A 17,387-nucleotide genomic window follows, 5' to 3' on the forward strand; every position below is an offset into this window, starting at 1 on the left:
GATGCAGCGCGTCTGTTTTCTGCTGAAGGTCCGGCAGGAGCGGCTTGAGGAGTACCGCGAGCGTCACGCGGCCGTATGGCCCGAGATGCTCGCGGCGCTCTCCGCCGCCGGCTGGCACAACTACTCGCTCTTTCTCCGGGAGGACGGCCTGCTCGTCGGCTACCTGGAGACCGAGGACTTCGCGGCTGGGCAGGCCGCCATGGCCGCCACGGAGGTCAACACCCGCTGGCAGGCCGACATGGCGGGCTACTTCGAAGCCCTGGACGGCGCCAAGCCGGACGAGGCGATGAAGCCGCTCACCGAAGTCTTCCACCTCGATCGACCGCAATGACCCGGCACAGGAGGGGATCGCCCATGACCGCAAGGACTCCCGCCACCGCACGCAGGCCGAAGATCGGGCTCGTCGCGGGCGGACTCGGCGCCTACTGGCCCCAGTTCCCGGACCTCCTCCCGCAGCTGCGGCGCTCCGCCGACCGCGTCACCGAGCGGATGCGGGAGTTCGAAGCGGACGTGGTGGACGTGGGCTTCATCTCCGACGCCCAGGAGGGCGCCGCCGCGGCCGAGAAGCTCAGGGCCGAGGGCTGCGACCTGATCGTCGGCTTTCTCACCACGTATATGACCGCCACCATGCTGGTGCCCATTGCCCAGCGCAGCGGCGCCCCCGTACTCCTCATCAACCTCCAGCCCACGGAGGCCATGGACCACGCGTCCTTCGACACGGGCTCCTGGCTCGCCTACTGCGGAGCCTGCCCGCTCCCCGAAATGGCCGGCGCCTTCGAGCGCGCGGGAGTTCACTTCCGTTCCGTCTCGGGGCACCTGGAGGACGAGCGCGCCTGGCAGCGCATCGGCCGGTGGATCCGGGCCGCGGGCGTACGGTCGGTGCTGCGGCACGGACGGCACGGGCTGATGGGTCACCTCTACCCGGGCATGTACGACGTGTCCACCGACCTGACCATGGTCCCCGGCAACCTGGGTGGCCATGTCGAGGTCCTGGAGTTCGACGACCTGCGGGTGCGGGTCGAGAAGGCCGGGGACGAGGCGGTCGAGGCCAAACTCGCCGAGGTCGGCGAGGTGTTCGAGCTGGCCGAATCCGTTGTCCAGGGCGACCTGGTCTGGGCCGCGCGGGTGTCCGTCGGACTCGACCGGCTCGTCGAGGACTTCGACCTGGACTCCCTGGCGTACTACCACCGCGGTCTCGACGGCGAGATCCACGAGCGGCTGGGTGCGGGCATGATCCTCGGTTCGTCCCTGCTGACCGCGCGCGGCGTGCCCACGTGCGGCGAGTACGAACTGCGCACCTCGCTCGCCATGCTGGTCGCGGACCGGCTGGGGGCGGGCGGTTCGTTCACCGAGCTGCAGGCGCTCAACTTCCGTGACGGTGTGGTGGAGATGGGCCATGACGGCCCGGGACACCTCGCCATCAGCGAGCGGAAGCCGCTGCTGCGGGGTCTGGGCGTCTACCACGGCAAGCGCGGCTGGGGCGTCTCGGTCGAGTTCGACGTCAAGCACGGCCCGGTCACCCTCGTCGGGCTCGGCCAGTCCCGCGACGGCCGCTACCGGCTGATCGCCTCCGAGGGCGAGGTCGTCGGAGGTCCGCTGCTCCAGATCGGCAACACCACCTCGCGGGTGGACTTCGGGACCGACCCGGGGGAGTGGACGGACGCCTGGAGCGCGAGCGGAGTCGGCCACCACTGGGCGCTGGCGACCGGCCGGCTACTGCCCGAACTCCGGGCCATTGCGGACCTCGTCGGCCTGGAACTGGTGGAAGTCACCGGCCGATGACACCTTCGTGGGCCCCGCGGCGGGCCTCCTGGTGGGCATGAAGGACGTCATGCGGGTCGCCGCAGTCCCGGGCACGGCACGGTCTCGCACGTGATCAACCGGGGGAACGGCCTGCTGTCGTCGGCCGCACCGGCCCGCAGCCGGGGCCGGGCGGGGGAGGCGATCCTGGCCACCGGACGGGTGGACGACGCGACGGTCGACGCGGCGATCCGGTATCTCGAGGCGCCCGGTGCGCTGCGCTGTCGTCCGGATTGATCACGGAGGGAGTGGCGTCGGTGGCTCTCGGCGACCTGATCCAGCGGGAGAGTGAGGTCGAAGACCTTGCCGGGCCGATGCGGCCGACGAGCCCGTTCGATCATGTCGGGCAGGAAGTGGCGCACCGGCGCAGGCCCGCCACGCAGAGCGACGTGCGAGTGGGCAGCTGCTCGCCGGCGATCCGCACGCCGCGCGGGGCGCCGACGAGCCGACGTCTGCCACCGATGCGGGTGGAGAGCGGGTCTGCTGCATCGACTCGGGGGTGCCGACGCACTCCGGCACGAGCGGTGTCCGGCAGTCACAGGACCACCTCTCAGAGGCTCAGCACGATCGCGGACGCTATACCGCCGAGGCACAGAGCGACGGCGGCTTCGCGCCAACCGCCCTTCCCCCAGCGGAAGGGGCGGTCCAGGGCGAGCTGCCCAGGGCCGATGGCCGCAATGCCGAGCGCGACGACGGCGATGCACAGGTTGTACTCCATGCCACCGTCCTGGTCCCACAAACCGTGTGCCGCCGTAACGGTCGCCACGGCGTTGATCATCACACCGATCACAGCGGCAGCTGCCAGTGGCGTGAACAGCCCCAGAGCCAGTCCGAGGCCCCCCAGGAGCTCGGATCCGCCGCCGATGACGGCGTAGACCTTCCCTGGGCGGTAACCCATCGCGGCCAACCACGCACCCGTGGCGGTGAGGCCGTCGCCACCGAACAGGCCGAAGAGCTTCTGGGCGCCGTGTCCTGCCAGGAGCAGGCCGAACGTCATCCTGATAAGAAGCAGACCGCAGTCGGCGGCGGACACTGCGGGCCGCGCCGAAGCGGAGGCGGGCTCGGGGGAGGCGCGAAGTTGTTGAGGGATGTACTTCACCGGGGGCTCTTCTCTGCTCCGAGGTCCCGCGGCGGTGCCGACCGACCACTGAGGACACAGCAGGGCGGTTGTCTGGTCACCATGGCGCCTTCAAGGGCTTGCCATGCGTGGCTGACCGCGACACAGCCGGAGCAGGTAGACACCGGAGCAGGAAGACAGCAGGACCACCGCCGGCGTTCTCGCGTCAGTCCGGTCAGGCCGCCGGTCGTTGTCGTCATGAACTGAGTGACATCGGCTTGTTGTCTTCCATCATTACGCCCTTTCGCCTCCTGTGCCGACCCGGTTCGGATGCCTGGTCCAGGGGCGGGTGGTGACCGGCGCGGGGTGGTCGGCGTGCCCGGTTTCTCCGCTGACGTACATCGGACGCTCGTCGCGAACCGGATCGACCAGTGAGCCGATGCGGAGCCGTTCACCAGCGCCCGGGGGAGATCAGGTCGTCTCCCCCCGGCCGGCAGCTGCTCGCCCGTGTGCCCTCCGCAGACGGTGGGGCATCCGCAGGCCACCGAGGCAGGTGAGCTCGGCGAGGCGGGACGCAACTGGTGCGTTCTTCATGCCGATACGGTAGAAGTTTTCCTCACCCCGCCCGGCGCGAGGCTCCAGTTCGCGTATAACTCTGGTGATTCCGACGATATGACAGGTGGTTCCGGGCGGCGGTCAGGCGCAAGCCGGCTCCGTCGCGCCCGGCCGTCGCCGGTCCCAATCCGACTCCGACTCCTCGAGAGGACAGTTGATGGATGTGGAGAAGCGCATGCGGGACGAGAACCCGGGCGATGGCTTCGGTCGTGGGACGGCCGGGGTGAGCAGACGGCGGTTCCTCGGATACGTCGTGGCGGGATCGACGCTCACCGTCGCCGCCCAGCTGGGCGAGGTGGTGCTGGCGCCGTCGCCGGCCGCCGCCGTGGTTCCCTCGGTGCCGGGGCCGTCCGAGGTCTACGACCTCAACGACATGCTGACCCACGCCGCACTGCCCACGTCGAATCTGATCACGATCCGGATCGGTGCCGACGGCACGGCCTCCTTCGCCCTGCCGCGGGCGGAAGTCGGGCAGGGCATCACCACGTCCTCCGCGATGCTGATCTCCGAGGAGTTGGACCTCCCGCTGGAGAAGATATCGGTGACGCTGGCCGACGCCCGGCCGGAGCTGCTGTTCAACCAGCTCACCGGCGGCTCGAACACGACCATCTCCACCTTCACCCCGATCCGGGTGGCCGCGGCCGTGGCACGGGGGCAGTTGCTGAAGGCCGCGGCTCTGGAGCTGGGTGAAGCGATCGGCTCCCTCACGGCGAAGGCCGGCGTCATCACCTCCCCGGCCGGGGCGAGCATCACCTACGGCGAGCTGGCGGTGAAGGCGGCCGCCCACGCGGACGCCCAGGTCGAGGTCACGCTCAAGGAGCCTTCGCAGTTCAAGGTCATCGGAACGGCACAGCGGCGCATCGACGCCCTGGCGGCGGTGACGGGCCGCAAGAAGTTCGCGATGGACGTGCAGGTGCCCGGCGCCCTGCCCACGATGGTGTGCAGGCCGCCGACGATCAACGGCACGGTCCGCTCGGTGGAGAACCTGGACGAGGTCCGGGCCATGCCGGGCATCACCGACGTCGCGCGGATCTCCACCGGCGTCGCCGTCCGCGGCCGCACGTTCGGACAGTGCATCGACGCGGTCCGCGTCCTGAAGGTCACCTGGGCACCCGGTACCGCCGAGGGTGCGTCGGACACGACCGTCCTCAAGAAACTGCGCGCAGCCGAACTTCCCCTTGTCGTACCGCCGCTGCCCCTCCTCACCAAGGCCGTCGACGCACGGTTCACCTTCCACTTCGCCAGCAACGGCGCCCTGGAGACCAACTGCGCCGTCGCAGACGTACGAGCGGACTCCGCCGAGATCTGGGCGAGCCTGAAGTCACCGATCGCCGCACAGGAAGAGATCGCCCTCCAGCTCGGTCTGCCGCCCACCGCCGTCAAGGTCCATGTCACGGAGGGCGGCGGCTCGTTCGGTCGCAAGCTCTTCCATGACGCCGCCCGCGAGGCCGCCGAGATATCCCGGGCCATGGGCAAGCCGGTGAGGCTGATGTGGCACCGGACCGACGACTTCCGCCAGGGCCGCACGCATCCGATGTCCACCTCGCGGGTGCGGGCCACGTACACGCTCGGCGAGGTCCTGACGTACGAACAGCGGCACACGTCCGTGGCCACCGACTTCGGCCATGGCCTGGGCGAGATCATCACCTCGGAGGCGGCCCGCCTGCCGGTCGGTGACTTGACGTTCTCCGAGACAATTTTCGCTCTGACGCAGCAGAGTCCGTACCACTTCGGGGTCACCACCCAGCTCCTCGCCGAGACCGACAAGGGCTTCAACACCGGCTCCATGCGGAACATCTACTCGCCCAACGTCCGCTGCGCGCAGGAGCTCGTCGTGGATGAGCTGGCGAAACGGACAGGAAAGGACGCCCACGCGTTCCGGCGTCGGTTCCTCAAGGACGAGCGGGCCAGGGCCGTCCTCGACAAGGTCGCGGAAGTGGGCCGGTGGGGCCGGTCCATGCCTGCCGGAACGGGGCAGGGGATCGCGGTGCACCCCGAGTACCACGGCTTCGTCGCTGTCCTCGCCGAGATCGACTGCCGGCCGGAGACGACCGGCCGGAAGGTCCGTGACGCCTACACCGGCCCTCGTGTCACCAAGGTCGTCTGCGCCGTCGACGTCGGCCTCGCCGTCAACCCGCGCGGCCTGGAGGCCCAGATGATGGGCGGCATCATCGACGGCATCGCCATCACCCTCACCGCGGGCCTTCACCTCCAGGACGGGCATTTCCTCGAGGGGAGCTGGGACAACTACTTCTACACCCGGCAGTGGAACACCCCGCCCGAGCTCGAGATCGTCGTCATGCCACCGACCACCGGCAAGCCCGGTGGTGCGGGGGAGCTGGCGGTCGCCGGCGCGATGGCGGCCGTCGCCTGCGCCTACGGCCGGGCCACCGGCACCATGCCCACCAGCTTCCCCATCAACCACGGTGAGCCTCTCGGCTTCGAGCCGCTGCCCACCACCCCGCCGATCCCCGCCTCGCCCACCGACGGCCTCGACCGCACTTTCTAGAAGACCAGGAGCTCCCGTGCCGCAACACACCTTCATCCTCAACGGCAAACCGGTGATCGTGGACATCGAGGACGACGTCCGGCTGCTCTGGGTGCTTCGCGACGTCCTGGGCGTCACCGGACCGAAGTACGGCTGCGGGCTCGGCGTCTGCCAGGCGTGCACCAGCCACATCAACGGCAAGGCGTTCAACCCGTGCAGCGTCCCGGTCAAGGATCTTGGCCCCGCAGACGAGGTGACCACGATCGAAGGCCTGCCCGCCACGGTCGGCCGGGACCTGCACCCGATGCAGGAGGCATGGCTGGAGTACGACGTGGCGCAGTGCGGCTACTGCCAGCCCGGCCAGATCATGACCGCCGTCGCCAAGGTCCGGCAAGCCCGGGAGGAGGGACGCGAGATCGGCCAGGCCGACCTCGACGAGATACGCAACATCTGCCGGTGCGGCACCTACAACCGCATCCGTGAGGCCATCACGGCAGGCGCGGAGAAGTTCTGAACCGATTGCGGGAGCGGAGGACGGAGCGGGCGCACAGAGTTCCGGAAGGACGACGGTGGGTGGCCGCTGTCCGCTCGGTGGCGCCGGGGCCCGCGGGGATGAGCACTGCCCCCGGCGGCTACTCCCCGGTGCGCCCGTCCAACGACTCCCGGAGGAGGTCGGCATGACCGTTGTGGCGCGCGTATTCCTCGACCAGGTGCACCAGGATCCATCGCAGGCTGGGTGCGCGACCGTCGGGCCAGGTGCGCCGGGCCAGTCGCTCCAGGCCGTCGTCGGCCAGCGCCTGCGTGACCAGGGAGCGGGAGCGGGCCACGGTGTCCTGCCAGAGCGTACGAAGCTGTTCGGGGGTGTCCTCGGCAGCTGAGTGCCAGTCCCAGTCGGGGTCGGCCTTCCAGTCCACCGTGTCCCACGGGGGCTCCGGGTCCCGCCCGTGCAGCCATCGGGAGCACCAGTAGTCCTCGACGAAGGCCAGGTGCTTGAGCATCCCGCCCAGCGTCATGGAGGAGGCACCGACGGTCGCCCCGAGGCCGCCCGTGTCCAGTCCGGCACACTTCCACGTCAGGGTCGCGCGGTGGAACTCCAGGAAGCCAAGCAGGGTGCTGGTCTCGTCGGCCGCAAGGGGAGGTTCCGGGCGACCCTGTTCGTCCATGTCGGGCATGAGCGGTGAGCCTACCGGTGGGGCATGCGCCGGGCCAGGGACTCGGGTGCAGTCGGCCGGCGGAAGGTGCGAAGCAGATCGGCGACCCGGCCGTCGGGGATTTTTCAGGGCCACTGACGGGCGGAGTTGCACGTGTGAGGTACGAGCTGTGGCAGCGCCCCGGGCAGCGCCCCGGGCAGCGGCGGCCGTATCCGGAACCGCGCGCCGGGAGGGCGGTCCCACACGGCGTGGGGTATTCCGGAACTATGAACTCGCAGCGGTTCCTGTACGCGACCCGGCGGCACTCGAAGGCACTCGTGGCGATGCCTTTCGCTCTGATCGCCGCCGTCACCGTGGTGGACATCAGCGCACCGCCGGATGTTCACCTGGGTCCGTTTCTCGTGGCAGCACCCGCTGTGACCTCGTCCTTCGCCGGGCCTCGCATGACCGCTTTCGTGGGCGTGGTTGCCGTGCTGGCTCAGTCCGTGGTGGCCATCGCACGCACCAGTCTCAACGACCTCAATCACACCTACCAGATCATTGCCCTCTGCCTGATCTCTGCCTTCGTCACGTTGTTTGCCCATCTGAGGGAACAGCACGAGCAGGAGATGACGCAGCTCCGCTCGGTGGCGGAGACGGCACAGCACGTGCTGATGCAGCCCTTGCCCGGTCGCGTCGGCCCCCTGCGCATCGCCTCGGTCTATCTGGCCGCAGAGGCGGAGGCGCAGCTGGGCGGTGATCTTTACGCGCTGGCCCGCACCGCCGACGGCACCCGTGTGATCGTCGGCGATGCTCGCGGCAAGGGACTCGATGCGATCGGTGAAGCGGCCGGCGTTCTGGGTGCATTCCGGGCTCTGGCGCGTAAGGAGGCGCGGCTGCCGGACCTGGTGGGGCACCTGGAGGACGGGGTCACCGTGGACCGCAACTGCACCATGGAGGGGGAGGACGACTACAGTGCCGAAGCCTTCGTCACTGCGGCCGTGCTCGACATCCCGGATGCCGCTTCCGAACTTCGCCTGGTCAGCTGCGGTCATCCACCGCCGTTGCTGCTCCATGCCGGCGAGGTACTGTCCCTCGAAGTGCGCGAGCCCGCTCCGCCTCTCGGGCTCGCGCAGTTGCTCGCCCCCGCATTCACTGCGGAGACGTTCGCCTTCGGCGCCGGTGATGTCCTGCTCCTGTACACCGATGGCGTCATCGAGTCCCGTGACCGGTCAGGATGCTTCTACCCGCTGTTCGAGCGGGTTGCGTCCCGGTCCGGGGACGGTGCGGAATCCCTGCTGGAGTACGTGCGCGCCGACCTCCTTCGGCACGCGGGCGGGCACCTGGGAGACGATGCGGCCATGGTCGCCATCGAGCGGCTTCCCGACACATTGCGAAGCACCTCCAGCTGATCAGGCAGTGGTACCTGCCGATGCGCTTCAGCTGATTCCCGTCCTCACAGGTCATCCAGATGATGACAAGGAAAACGTCATCGAAAGGATGACGATGTCGGCGGAGGAGGACGACGGCCCCGCAGACCGCACCGTCACGGCACGGACTCAGTCCTGCAGCGTGACCGTGAAGCTGCGGCCGTAGGCGTGGCGGGTGCCGACGTCGACGCGGGTTCCGCCGTGGACCGGGCTCACGCGTACCCCGTCGTCCGACGACACCTTCCGCAGTGACCTGCCGCGGATCAGGACACCGACCGTGTCCCGGCCCATCGTCGGGTCGGACACGGCGACGGTGGTCGGGCCCCGGTGTCCGCGGCGCTGCACGATCACCGACGCCGGGCCGTCCATGCGCAGGCCCGCGACCTCGTGCCGGCCGGGCGTGAACGCGTTGGCCGCCCTCAGACCGAGGCCTGTGTGGGATACGGCCTGCAGGCGCGGCGTGTTGGCCAGGACCTGCAGCGGACCGTTCGGGTACGACGCCAACTGTGGACCGCCCGCATTCGGCACCAACGCGTAGGCGATGCGGGCGGGTTCGGCTCCGGGTCCCTGGTCGACCGTTACGCCGAGGACGGTGCGGGTGACGACGGTGTCCGGGTTCGAGGTGCGGACGACCCGGCGGCTGCGGGTGACCTCGTCCAGCGAGACCCGGACCTGTGGGGTGTCGAGGAAGACGTAGCCGACGGCGGTGCGCTGTGTGGTGTTGGCGTAGCGCAGCCAGTGCAGGTCACCGGTGCCCGCGCCGCTCCACGGACGGCCGCCGCGGAGCATCCCGGTGAGAGAGACCTGGTCGCCCGGCAAGGCGGTGCGGGCGTCGACGGTCGTGGTCACGGCCCGCCCGGCAGGATCACCGACCCCTGCGGCAAGCACCACGATCTCCTCGTCGAGCAGGAACCACGATTTCGTCGCAGTCGCATTCCGGTAGACGACGAAATCGTCCGGCAGCAGGCGCCTGTCGCGGTCGGCGACATCGCTGGACTGCACCATGCCGACCGCGGCGTACGCCCCGAGAACGGCGCCGCCGGAGCGCTGATCGGTGCCGCGGGGGAAGTAGACGTACGTGTTCTGCGACTCGGACGACGAGGTGAAGTTCAGTGGGTGGCCGGGGTTGTCGTAGTACGGCTTCCCGTACAGGTCGGGGACGGTCCGTCGCTGCTCGACCGGCGCGGTGACACCGGCGAGGCCGTACGGCGAGACCGTGGTGAAGTAGTCGACGCCGTACGCCTGCGACTGGTCCTGTCCGGAGAGATACAGGTAGTACGCCCCGTCGCCCTGGAACCACGGCATGAGGTTCTCGCCGTTCATGTACTCGTACTTGCTGATCCGGTCCGAGCTGCGGGCGAGCGCGAAGGCGTAACCGGGCCTGCGATGCACATTCCTGTCCATCGCGTTGAAGGCGACGCTGCGCGAGGCGGCGTTGAGATCCTCGGCAGGTACGGACGGGTCGCCGATGATGTCGGCGTAACGCACGACACTGACCGGGGAGACGAAACGCCCCGGATCGAGCGTGCCGCGCGAGGTCGACCGGATGTGCTTGACGTAGCTCTTGAGAGCGGCGGCGTCGGCGCCGCTCGCGAGCGCGGCCAGGTCGACCACGGCCTCGACGACCACGGCGACATCGGTGTAGCCGCTGTCGGGCCGTGACACCGCCCGCCCCTTGACGATCTCCATCATCCAGCCCTCGAAGATCAACGGCGCGAAGCCGTTCTGCACCCAGCTCCGCACCGTCGGTACGAGCTCATCGCCGTGCGCGAAACCCGTACCGTCGAGGATCTTGAGGGTCTGTACCACGCGGGTCAGGAGGCCCTTTCCGTACGAACCGGTGTAGGCGACGGAGGCGTGCTGGATGAAGGATCCGTCGGCGTAGTACCCGTCCGTGACACCGTGGTCGAGGTGGTACGGGTCGATGGTGGCGAACACCGTCAGCTGGTCGGTGAGGGCCTTGCGGATGCGGGCCTCGTCGCCGAGGAGTGCGCCCTGCAGGATGCGGTTGGTGGTGATGTCGGCGAGGTTGGCACCGGTGTGGAAGCGGGAGTCGAGATTCACGTCGCCGTCGACGCCGTTGCGGAGGTAGGCGTCCATGGAGGTGACGTAGGTCTGTGCGAGGTCGGGGCGGTAGGCGCGCACTTCGTCGGCGAGGAGCACGAGAGTCTTGCTGATGTACTGCGCGAGACCGATCTCCCAGTAGAACCAGTTGCCGTAGTAGCCCTTGGACTGGTCGCCGTAGTAGTGGTCGTGCAGCCAGCCGAGGCCGTCGAGCACGCGGCGCCGCGCGACGGTGTTCCCGTACAGGTCCGAGGGGGTGCCGCCCGGGGGTGTGCAGGTGGCGAGAGCGATCTCGTACAGCCGCTGGAAGGCGCTGTTGAGGTTGGCCTCGTTGCTGCCGAGCACCAGCCCGGCGAACAGCTCGCCGGGGCCCGCGGAGTCCATCGCCCTGAGATTCGTCCGGGCCACGTTGTCCACGGCGGCGAGCTTGGCAGCCGTCTCGGGACGGGAGTTGGACTCGGCGGTCCCGGCGAAGACCGACACCGTGTTGGCCATCAGACGTGCGCTGCCCTCGGCGACACCGGCGGCGGTCGCCGGTCGTGCGGGGATCACCGTCAGGAGACCGACGGCTGACAGAGCGGCCAGCAGGCGTCTGCGGGTGATCTCCATGTGGCGTCCTCCGCCTGTGAGTCGGCGACCCGGCGGGCGGAGTCAACCAGAACGGCTGGGCGGCGACAAGAGGACGCGGCCCGGCCGGGACCGCTGTCCACGAGTGCCGAGCCGAAGTGAACGACCGGGCTGCGGTCTTGCCCTTCGGTGGGGTGTTCCCCGCCGATACGCTGCACCCGGAGTTCAAGAACCGGAGGAGTGCCGTTGAGTACCGAGACCGACATCCTCGTCCTGGGGGGTGCCGGCGTGGACACCATCGTGTACGTCCCCCAGTTGCCTCTTCCGTACGCCGACAGCTACATGGTGCCTGCCATCGAGACGCGGGCGGGACAGACCGGCGACTTCGTGGCGCTCGGGGTACACGCTCTGGGCTTGCGCACACATCACATCGACATGATCGGCGATGACGACGCAGGCAACCTGATCCGCGCGCTGCACCGCGACAGGGGCATCGCGCTCACCGAAGTCCCCCTGCCCGCGGGCACCAAGCGCGCGGTGAATCTCGTCGGCCCCGACGGGCGGCGGGTGTCGTTGTACGACAACAGTCGCTCGCAGGAGGCGGACCGGCTGCCTCCGGAAACGGTGGGCGCGCTCGCCGCGGTCAGCCGCCACGCCCACGTCTCCATCACCTATCCCTGCGCGTTCGCCCTTCCCACGCTGCGTGAGGCGGGGGTGACCATCTCGACCGACCTGCACAACTGGGACGGTGCGGAGGCGTACCACGAGGCATTCGCCTACGAGGCCGACCTGGTCTTCCTGTCGACCGCCGCACTGGTGGACCCGGAGAAGATCATGCGGCAGATCGCCGAGCGCGGTCGGGCCCGAGCGGTCGTCGCCACAGCGGGAGCCGAGGGGGCGTATCAACTGTTCGACAGGGAGCTGACCCACATTCCGGCGGTCACACCGCCCGCGCAGGTGGTGGACTCCAACGGCGCCGGCGACGCGTTCGTGGCGGGCTATCTGTTCGGCCGGCTGTCCGGCGAGTCGCCACAGCGGTGCGGCCTCTACGGCGCGATCGCCGGAGCCCATGCCTGCACCGTGCCGGCGACGGGGACCGACTTCATCAGCCGGGCCGAACTCCTCACCCTCGCCGTGGCGGAAGGAAGCCCGACCGCCTGATGAAGATGACGTGCCGGACGGCTATTGCAGTTGACGGCCCAGCAGGCGCGCGGTTTCCTGCTGCGATGACTGATCTTCGCATCGAGCAGGTGGACGACGATGCCATGCTTCATGACTGGCAGCATGTCCATAACACGATCATCCCCACGGCCGCCCTGTCTATCGACGAGGTACGTGAGCGCGTCGAACGCAACCGGTTGGATGTCGCGTATCTGGGCGACGTCCTTGTCGGCTGCTCGACCGTGCGCCCGCCCACGAGCGCAGCATCCGTGGCCACGGTGATCGCCAGAGTGCTCCCGGCACACCGGCGGCAAGGGTTCGGCCGAGCACTCTACGCGCGAGGGCTGGCGCAGGCGCGAAAGCTCGGAGCCGACGTCATCGAGACGGTGGTCCTGGAGTCCAACCCGGACGGGCTGCGGTTCGCGCAGGCGCAGGGGTTTGTCGAGGTCGAGAGGTACCTGCTGCCGGGTGACAGTGTGCGCTTCATCGACTTGAGGCTGGCCTGAGCCCAGCGTCGACCGGCAGAGGGTCCTCAGGGCTCCCTGCCTGACCGGAGAGGACTCCGTGCCGGCCCTGGCGAGAGCATCGGCCGATGCCGGCATCCACCTCGACCAGCCGCCCGTGCTCGCTGCTCAGCAACTCGGCCACGTCGTCGTTCGGCTCGGCGCCGTCGAGCAGGCACGAAAGACGTCGCCGGAAGCTCACCGAGCGGGCGCGCGGCTCGGTCGGCGTGGCGCCCGCATGCGGCGTCGCGTCGCCACGATCCGTGCGACCCCCGCATCCCGGAGCGCGGCAGCCGGTGGTGCGGGGCGGGTCTACGGACCTTCCGGGGCGGGGACCACGTGCATGGCCGCTTCCTCGGCCGAGGCTGCTGCGCCGTCGATGCCGATGTCGAACGCGATCATGTCCTTCTCGTCGTCCTCGTGCGCGCCCTCGTCGGGTGCCACGAGCCGTCCGGCTCGCAGACCGCCGACCTCTTCGTCGCGGACCTCACCATCGGTGTCCAACACATCGCCGATCTCGTCTCCGTCGGGTACGACGAGATCCGGCTCCTCCTCGCTGAGGCGCTCGTCGAGCGATTCGCCTTCGTGCTGCTCGGACGCCGTGACACCGTGGTGCTCCACGGCCCACGGCTGCTCGGGGGGCGAATAGCCTGCATCGAGCGGATCCGCACCGGCCCGGTCGTCGAGAGTGTCCTCCACGTCCAGCAGCCCGGCGTCGTCCTGCACCTCCGAGCCGTCCGGCTGGTAGACCTCGTCGCCCATCGTGGTGTCGATGTCCATGTCACCTCCAATGTCGGGAGTGAACCGTCGGGGCGACGTCCGTTCGCGTCATGCCCTCGTTCTCATCATGTGCGGTGTCGGCCGTCGGGACGAGCGGAAGCGCACCGGCGCCCGCCGCGGATGCGGAGGCCAGGACCTTCACCGGTGGCGCGGCGTGAGCGGAACCGCACGGTGCGTGCCGGTTCGCCGCACGAGTCGGTTCACGTACCCGGCGGGACGGCTGATTCGTCACCCGCCCCGTTGTCAGCGCGGCGTCAATTCGGGTGTGCGACGTGTCAGGGCCGTATCAACGCATGGCGTGCGCGGATCGCGGCGGACCCGGACTGAACCGGACGGTGGCGCGGACGACCGGTCCGTGGCGTGGCCCGGGCGGGCGAGTGATCATCACCGCCTGGGGTGCGCACATGAAGATCTCGCCGAGCGGCCACCGGCGGCCCGTGATACGGAGGGCGTAGGAGGTGACTCATGACCGGCCAACTGCTCCGGGACCGGCTCGCACTCGTGGCTGCGCTGGTGGGGCCGCTGCTGGTCGCGCTGGCACTCGTGCCGTTCCGTACGGACCTGTCGAGGACCAATGCCGCCCTCGTACTCGTCGTGGTCGTCGTCGCGGTCGCCGCCTTCGGCAGCCGCGTCGCGGGCGCGGTGGCGGCGCTGTCCGCGGCCGTGTGGTTCGACTTCTTCCTCACCCAGCCGTATCAGCGGTTCACCATCAATGGCGGCGACGACATCGAGACGGCCGTGCTGCTCCTGATCGTCGGTCTGATCGTCTCGCAGCTGGCCGCCCGGGTACGGCGGCTCGAGGTGATCGCCGTGACCGATGCGGGCCATCTCTCCCGAATCCATGACACCGCCGAACTGGCGCAGGCGACGACCTCCGCCGACGCCGTCGTCGCCCATGTGCGCGGTGAGCTCGTCGAGCTGCTGCAGCTGCGGGGCTGCCGGTTCGAGTACGGAACCCTGCTGGGGCGGCCACCGAGGCTGGAACAGGACGGCAGTGTGTCCGTCGGGCGAAGGTGCTGGGACGTCGCGCGCGTCGGCTGGCCGGACGGCGAGATCGAGTTGCGGGCCAGCGGGCAGGGCCACTACGTCGGCAGGTACATGCTCGATCCCACGCCGGGAACCGTACCGACGCTGGAGGCCCGCCTTGTCGCCGTGACACTGGCCGACCAGGCGGGCGCCGCGCTCGACACGGCAGGCCGGCCGGCGGGCGGCTGAGGCGGGCCGGGGAGGCCGCCCGCCGAACAGGGCGGACGGCCGCCCCGGTCAGCCGGCGTGCCGGGTCCGGCTCCGCCCGGCGCACGACCTCGCGGGGTTGCGGCGTGCCCTGTCCCGGCACGGACCCGACCGGATCGGGGTCGTGCATGCCGGTCATCCGTGTTCTTCCCGGTGATCGGTCGTACGACGAGGGGCGAGTCCCCAGCACTCGGCACCGGCCCGACGGCGGGGGGCGTACGAGACGTGCGGTCCGAATGACCGCAAGCGCGTGAGACGCGGCTGTGGGGCCCGGCAGTCTCTGCCGGGCCCCACGTCATCCGTTGACCTCACCTGGTCGGGGCCGGACCCTCCTCAGGGGAAGGACACCACCGTCGAGGGAACGGTCGAGGTGCCGGACGTGGGCGAACCGGTGCTGTTGATCACGTGCTCGTACTGTCCCTGGCCACCCAGGGACACCACCAGCAGATCGTGGAACTTCACCCCGGGCTTCACCGGGGCCTCGAAGCCGTGGTCCTGACGGATCGTCGGATCGACGTTGAAGTAGCAGTAGCTGCCCAGGCCCCAGCCCTCGTGGTTGTTGACCGAGTCCGCGACCTTGTAGGCGGCGTACCCCTTGATGGTGCCGTTCTGGACGGCGGCCTGGTTCGGTGCGTCGTACGCCTTCTCGTTCTGGAAGAAGATCGTCCTGCCGTTCTCGCCGTTCCACTGCACGTCGTACTTGTTGAAGTGCTCGACGAAGAGGCCGGTGGCGAGGACGTCGTCTCCGTCGACCCGGAGCCCGTAGTCGGCACGGTTGGTCTCCCAGCCGACCCCGTCTCCGTGGTCGGCGCGCCAGATCCAGGTGTGGTCGACGATGGTGTCGTCATTGTTGATGACCATGCTGGTGGTGGCCTTGCCGGCGCCCGCACCGCCGATCCGGATGAACACGTCCTGCACGGTGGTCGGATTCGCCGAGTGGTCGGCAGAGGCGCCCTCGGGGCCCACCTGGAGCAGCACCGAGGAGTTCTGCGGACCGGCGTCGATCAGGAGCCCGGCGAGCTTCACGCCGTCCACGTCGCCGACCTTGATCGCTGTCACACCGTTGTCCGGGATGATCGTCGCGAGCCCCAGGCCGAGGACGACCGTGTTCGCCCGGTCGATGTCTATGGTCTGGTCCACGTGGTAGACGCCGGGCGTGAACAGCAGGTGCAGGCCCTGCTGCACGGCGGCGTTGATGGTCTGTGCGGTGGCGCCGGGCTTGACCACGTAGAACTGGCTCAGCGGGATGGACTCACCCTGCGGCGTACCGGTCCACGAGACGCCGCGCGCGTTGGTGCGCTTGGCCGGGACGAAGACCTTGTACTCGGAGCCGTCGAGGTAGAGGAACGGCTTCTCACGCGAGACCGGGGTGGTGTCGAGCGTGGTGTACGGAGGGTCGGGGAAGCTCTGCGCGGGGGCACCCTCGACTCCGGAGAACGTCATGTTCCAGACGCCGTTGGTCCAGCCCCCGACCGAGCTGTCGCGGGTGTACCACTGCTGCTGGGAGTACGGGCCGACCTGGCCGTCGATCTTGCTGTCAGCGATGTAGCCGCCGCTGGCCCAGCCGTAGCCGTCAGGTGCCAGGTTGAGGCCGCCCTTGACGTGCATCCGCCGGAACGGCGCGGCCTGCGACACAGCCCAACGGTCCGTGCCGTTCACCGGGTTGAGCGCCAGATTCTCCGCCGAGCGCCAGAAGTTCTGTGTGGCGTTCCCGTTGAACCAGCCGGCGTCGACGGTCACGTCACCGTTGAAGGTCGTGTCGTCCGGCTTGAGGCCGAGCCCCGCGATGGAGGTGTAGAAGCCGAGCTGCGCGTTGATGTTGTTGTACGTGCCCGGCTTGAACAGGAGCGCATAGCGGCCGTTCCCGAACTGCGCGGACTCCTGCTGCTTGAAGATCTCGTCGACCTTGGCCTGGATGCCGGGCGTCGACGGGTCGAAGACCAGCACATTCGGTCCCAGGTCGCCGCCGCCGGGAATCTGCGGGCCGCCCTGGTCGCCGGTGGTGCCGAACACCTGGAACTCCCAGAGCGAGTAGCCGTACGGGGTGGCCCGGGCGGTGCCGGTCAGCCGGACGTAGCGGGCGGTGCCGGAGACGTTCAGGGTTTCCGTGCCGCCGGGACCGCTGGTGGTGGAGTAGGCGGTGGTCCATGTGCTGTTGTCCGTGGAGAACTCGACCCGGTAGCCGGTGGCGTAGGCCGCCTCCCACTTCAGCACGATCTGGGAGACCGAGGCGGAGGCGCCCAGATCGACCTTGATCCACTGCGGGTCGGAGAAGGCGCTCGACCAGCGGGTGCCGTCGTTGCCGTCCACGGCTGAGGTGGCGGGGGCGCCGGCGTTCTCCTCGCTGGAGGACGTCACCGTTCTGCCCTGGGAGAGCAGCGAGGGCGCTGCGCTCGCCGGGGTCGCGGGGACGAACGCCAGCAGCGAGATGACGAGACCGGCGACGGCGGCGAGCACACCGGCACGTCGTCCGGTCGATGAACGGGCAGGTCTGCGGAGTACGGGGGGTGCGTACATGGGGGTTCGTCTCCTGAGTCGTGGTGCGGGTGCACGACGCGC

General features: G+C 69.4%; 14 protein-coding genes. 9 read left to right on the forward strand and 5 right to left on the reverse strand.

What is annotated here, in order from left to right; all coding sequences use genetic code 11:
• The first annotated feature begins 1 nt into the window (after nt 1).
• The 3 genes from ACIA8E_RS24010 to ACIA8E_RS24020 all read left to right on the forward strand — a co-directional run bounded on the left by ACIA8E_RS24010 (nt 2) and on the right by ACIA8E_RS24020 (nt 2,037).
• Nucleotides 2–331 carry an L-rhamnose mutarotase gene (locus ACIA8E_RS24010; RefSeq protein WP_399301368.1) on the forward strand — a complete coding sequence of 110 codons (330 nt, stop codon included), beginning with the start codon at nt 2–4 and terminating at the stop codon, nt 329–331.
• A 23-nt stretch (nt 332–354) separates the two neighbouring features.
• On the forward strand, nt 355–1,782 hold the full coding sequence (locus tag ACIA8E_RS24015; protein WP_399301369.1) for an arabinose isomerase: 1,428 nt from the start codon (nt 355–357) through the stop codon (nt 1,780–1,782).
• A gap of 90 nt (nt 1,783–1,872) precedes the next feature.
• Entirely contained in the window at nt 1,873–2,037 is a 165-nt protein-coding gene (locus ACIA8E_RS24020) for a hypothetical protein (protein WP_399301370.1), read from the forward strand.
• 313 nt (nt 2,038–2,350) lie between these two features.
• On the opposite strand, the gene ACIA8E_RS24025 is transcribed toward ACIA8E_RS24020, so the two are convergent.
• Nucleotides 2,351–2,899 carry a DoxX family protein gene (locus ACIA8E_RS24025; protein WP_399301371.1) on the reverse strand — a complete coding sequence of 183 codons (549 nt, stop codon included), beginning with the start codon at nt 2,897–2,899 and terminating at the stop codon, nt 2,351–2,353.
• Between the two features lie 730 nt (nt 2,900–3,629).
• Here ACIA8E_RS24025 and ACIA8E_RS24030 point away from each other — a divergent pair.
• Both ACIA8E_RS24030 and ACIA8E_RS24035 read left to right on the forward strand, forming a co-directional pair.
• The gene (locus ACIA8E_RS24030; protein ID WP_399301372.1) at nt 3,630–5,981 is read left to right on the forward strand and encodes a molybdopterin cofactor-binding domain-containing protein; all 2,352 of its coding nucleotides are present in this window, start codon (nt 3,630–3,632) and stop codon (nt 5,979–5,981) included.
• 16 nt (nt 5,982–5,997) lie between these two features.
• Nucleotides 5,998–6,474 carry a (2Fe-2S)-binding protein gene (locus tag ACIA8E_RS24035; RefSeq protein ID WP_399301373.1) on the forward strand — a complete coding sequence of 159 codons (477 nt, stop codon included), beginning with the start codon at nt 5,998–6,000 and terminating at the stop codon, nt 6,472–6,474.
• Between the two features lie 118 nt (nt 6,475–6,592).
• On the opposite strand, the gene ACIA8E_RS24040 is transcribed toward ACIA8E_RS24035, so the two are convergent.
• Nucleotides 6,593–7,132, reverse strand: coding sequence for a DinB family protein (locus tag ACIA8E_RS24040; protein ID WP_399301374.1), 540 nt, complete (start codon nt 7,130–7,132; stop codon nt 6,593–6,595).
• Nucleotides 7,133–7,377: 245 nt separating this feature from the next.
• Here ACIA8E_RS24040 and ACIA8E_RS24045 point away from each other — a divergent pair, with 245 nt between their 5' ends.
• Complete coding sequence (locus tag ACIA8E_RS24045; protein WP_399301485.1) at nt 7,378–8,502, forward strand: PP2C family protein-serine/threonine phosphatase; 1,125 nt, start codon at nt 7,378–7,380, stop codon at nt 8,500–8,502.
• Nucleotides 8,503–8,649: 147 nt separating this feature from the next.
• On the opposite strand, the gene ACIA8E_RS24050 is transcribed toward ACIA8E_RS24045, so the two are convergent.
• A complete protein-coding gene (locus ACIA8E_RS24050; protein ID WP_399301375.1) occupies nt 8,650–11,193 on the reverse strand; it encodes a polysaccharide lyase family 8 super-sandwich domain-containing protein in 2,544 nt (847 codons plus the stop codon).
• 204 nt (nt 11,194–11,397) lie between these two features.
• Between ACIA8E_RS24050 and ACIA8E_RS24055 the strand changes: the two genes are divergently transcribed.
• Entirely contained in the window at nt 11,398–12,312 is a 915-nt protein-coding gene (locus tag ACIA8E_RS24055) for an adenosine kinase (RefSeq protein ID WP_399301376.1), read from the forward strand.
• A gap of 65 nt (nt 12,313–12,377) precedes the next feature.
• Nucleotides 12,378–12,818 (forward strand): GNAT family N-acetyltransferase, encoded by a 441-nt coding sequence (locus ACIA8E_RS24060; RefSeq protein ID WP_399301377.1) that lies wholly within the window; start codon nt 12,378–12,380, stop codon nt 12,816–12,818.
• Nucleotides 12,819–13,127: 309 nt separating this feature from the next.
• Here ACIA8E_RS24060 and ACIA8E_RS24065 read toward each other — a convergent pair whose 3' ends face one another.
• Nucleotides 13,128–13,595, reverse strand: a complete 468-nt coding sequence (locus ACIA8E_RS24065; RefSeq protein ID WP_399301378.1) for a DUF5709 domain-containing protein — start codon at nt 13,593–13,595, stop codon at nt 13,128–13,130.
• Nucleotides 13,596–14,060: 465 nt separating this feature from the next.
• Here ACIA8E_RS24065 and ACIA8E_RS24070 point away from each other — a divergent pair, with 465 nt between their 5' ends.
• Nucleotides 14,061–14,810, forward strand: coding sequence for a DUF4118 domain-containing protein (locus tag ACIA8E_RS24070; protein WP_399301379.1), 750 nt, complete (start codon nt 14,061–14,063; stop codon nt 14,808–14,810).
• A 351-nt stretch (nt 14,811–15,161) separates the two neighbouring features.
• Here the strand turns inward: ACIA8E_RS24070 and ACIA8E_RS24075 are convergent, their stop codons facing one another.
• Nucleotides 15,162–17,345, reverse strand: coding sequence for a discoidin domain-containing protein (locus ACIA8E_RS24075; RefSeq protein WP_399301380.1), 2,184 nt, complete (start codon nt 17,343–17,345; stop codon nt 15,162–15,164).
• Between the last annotated feature and the right edge of the window lie 42 nt (nt 17,346–17,387).

The organism is Streptomyces sp. NPDC051664, from assembly GCF_044453545.1.
Classification (GTDB): Bacteria; Actinomycetota; Actinomycetes; order Streptomycetales; family Streptomycetaceae; genus Streptomyces.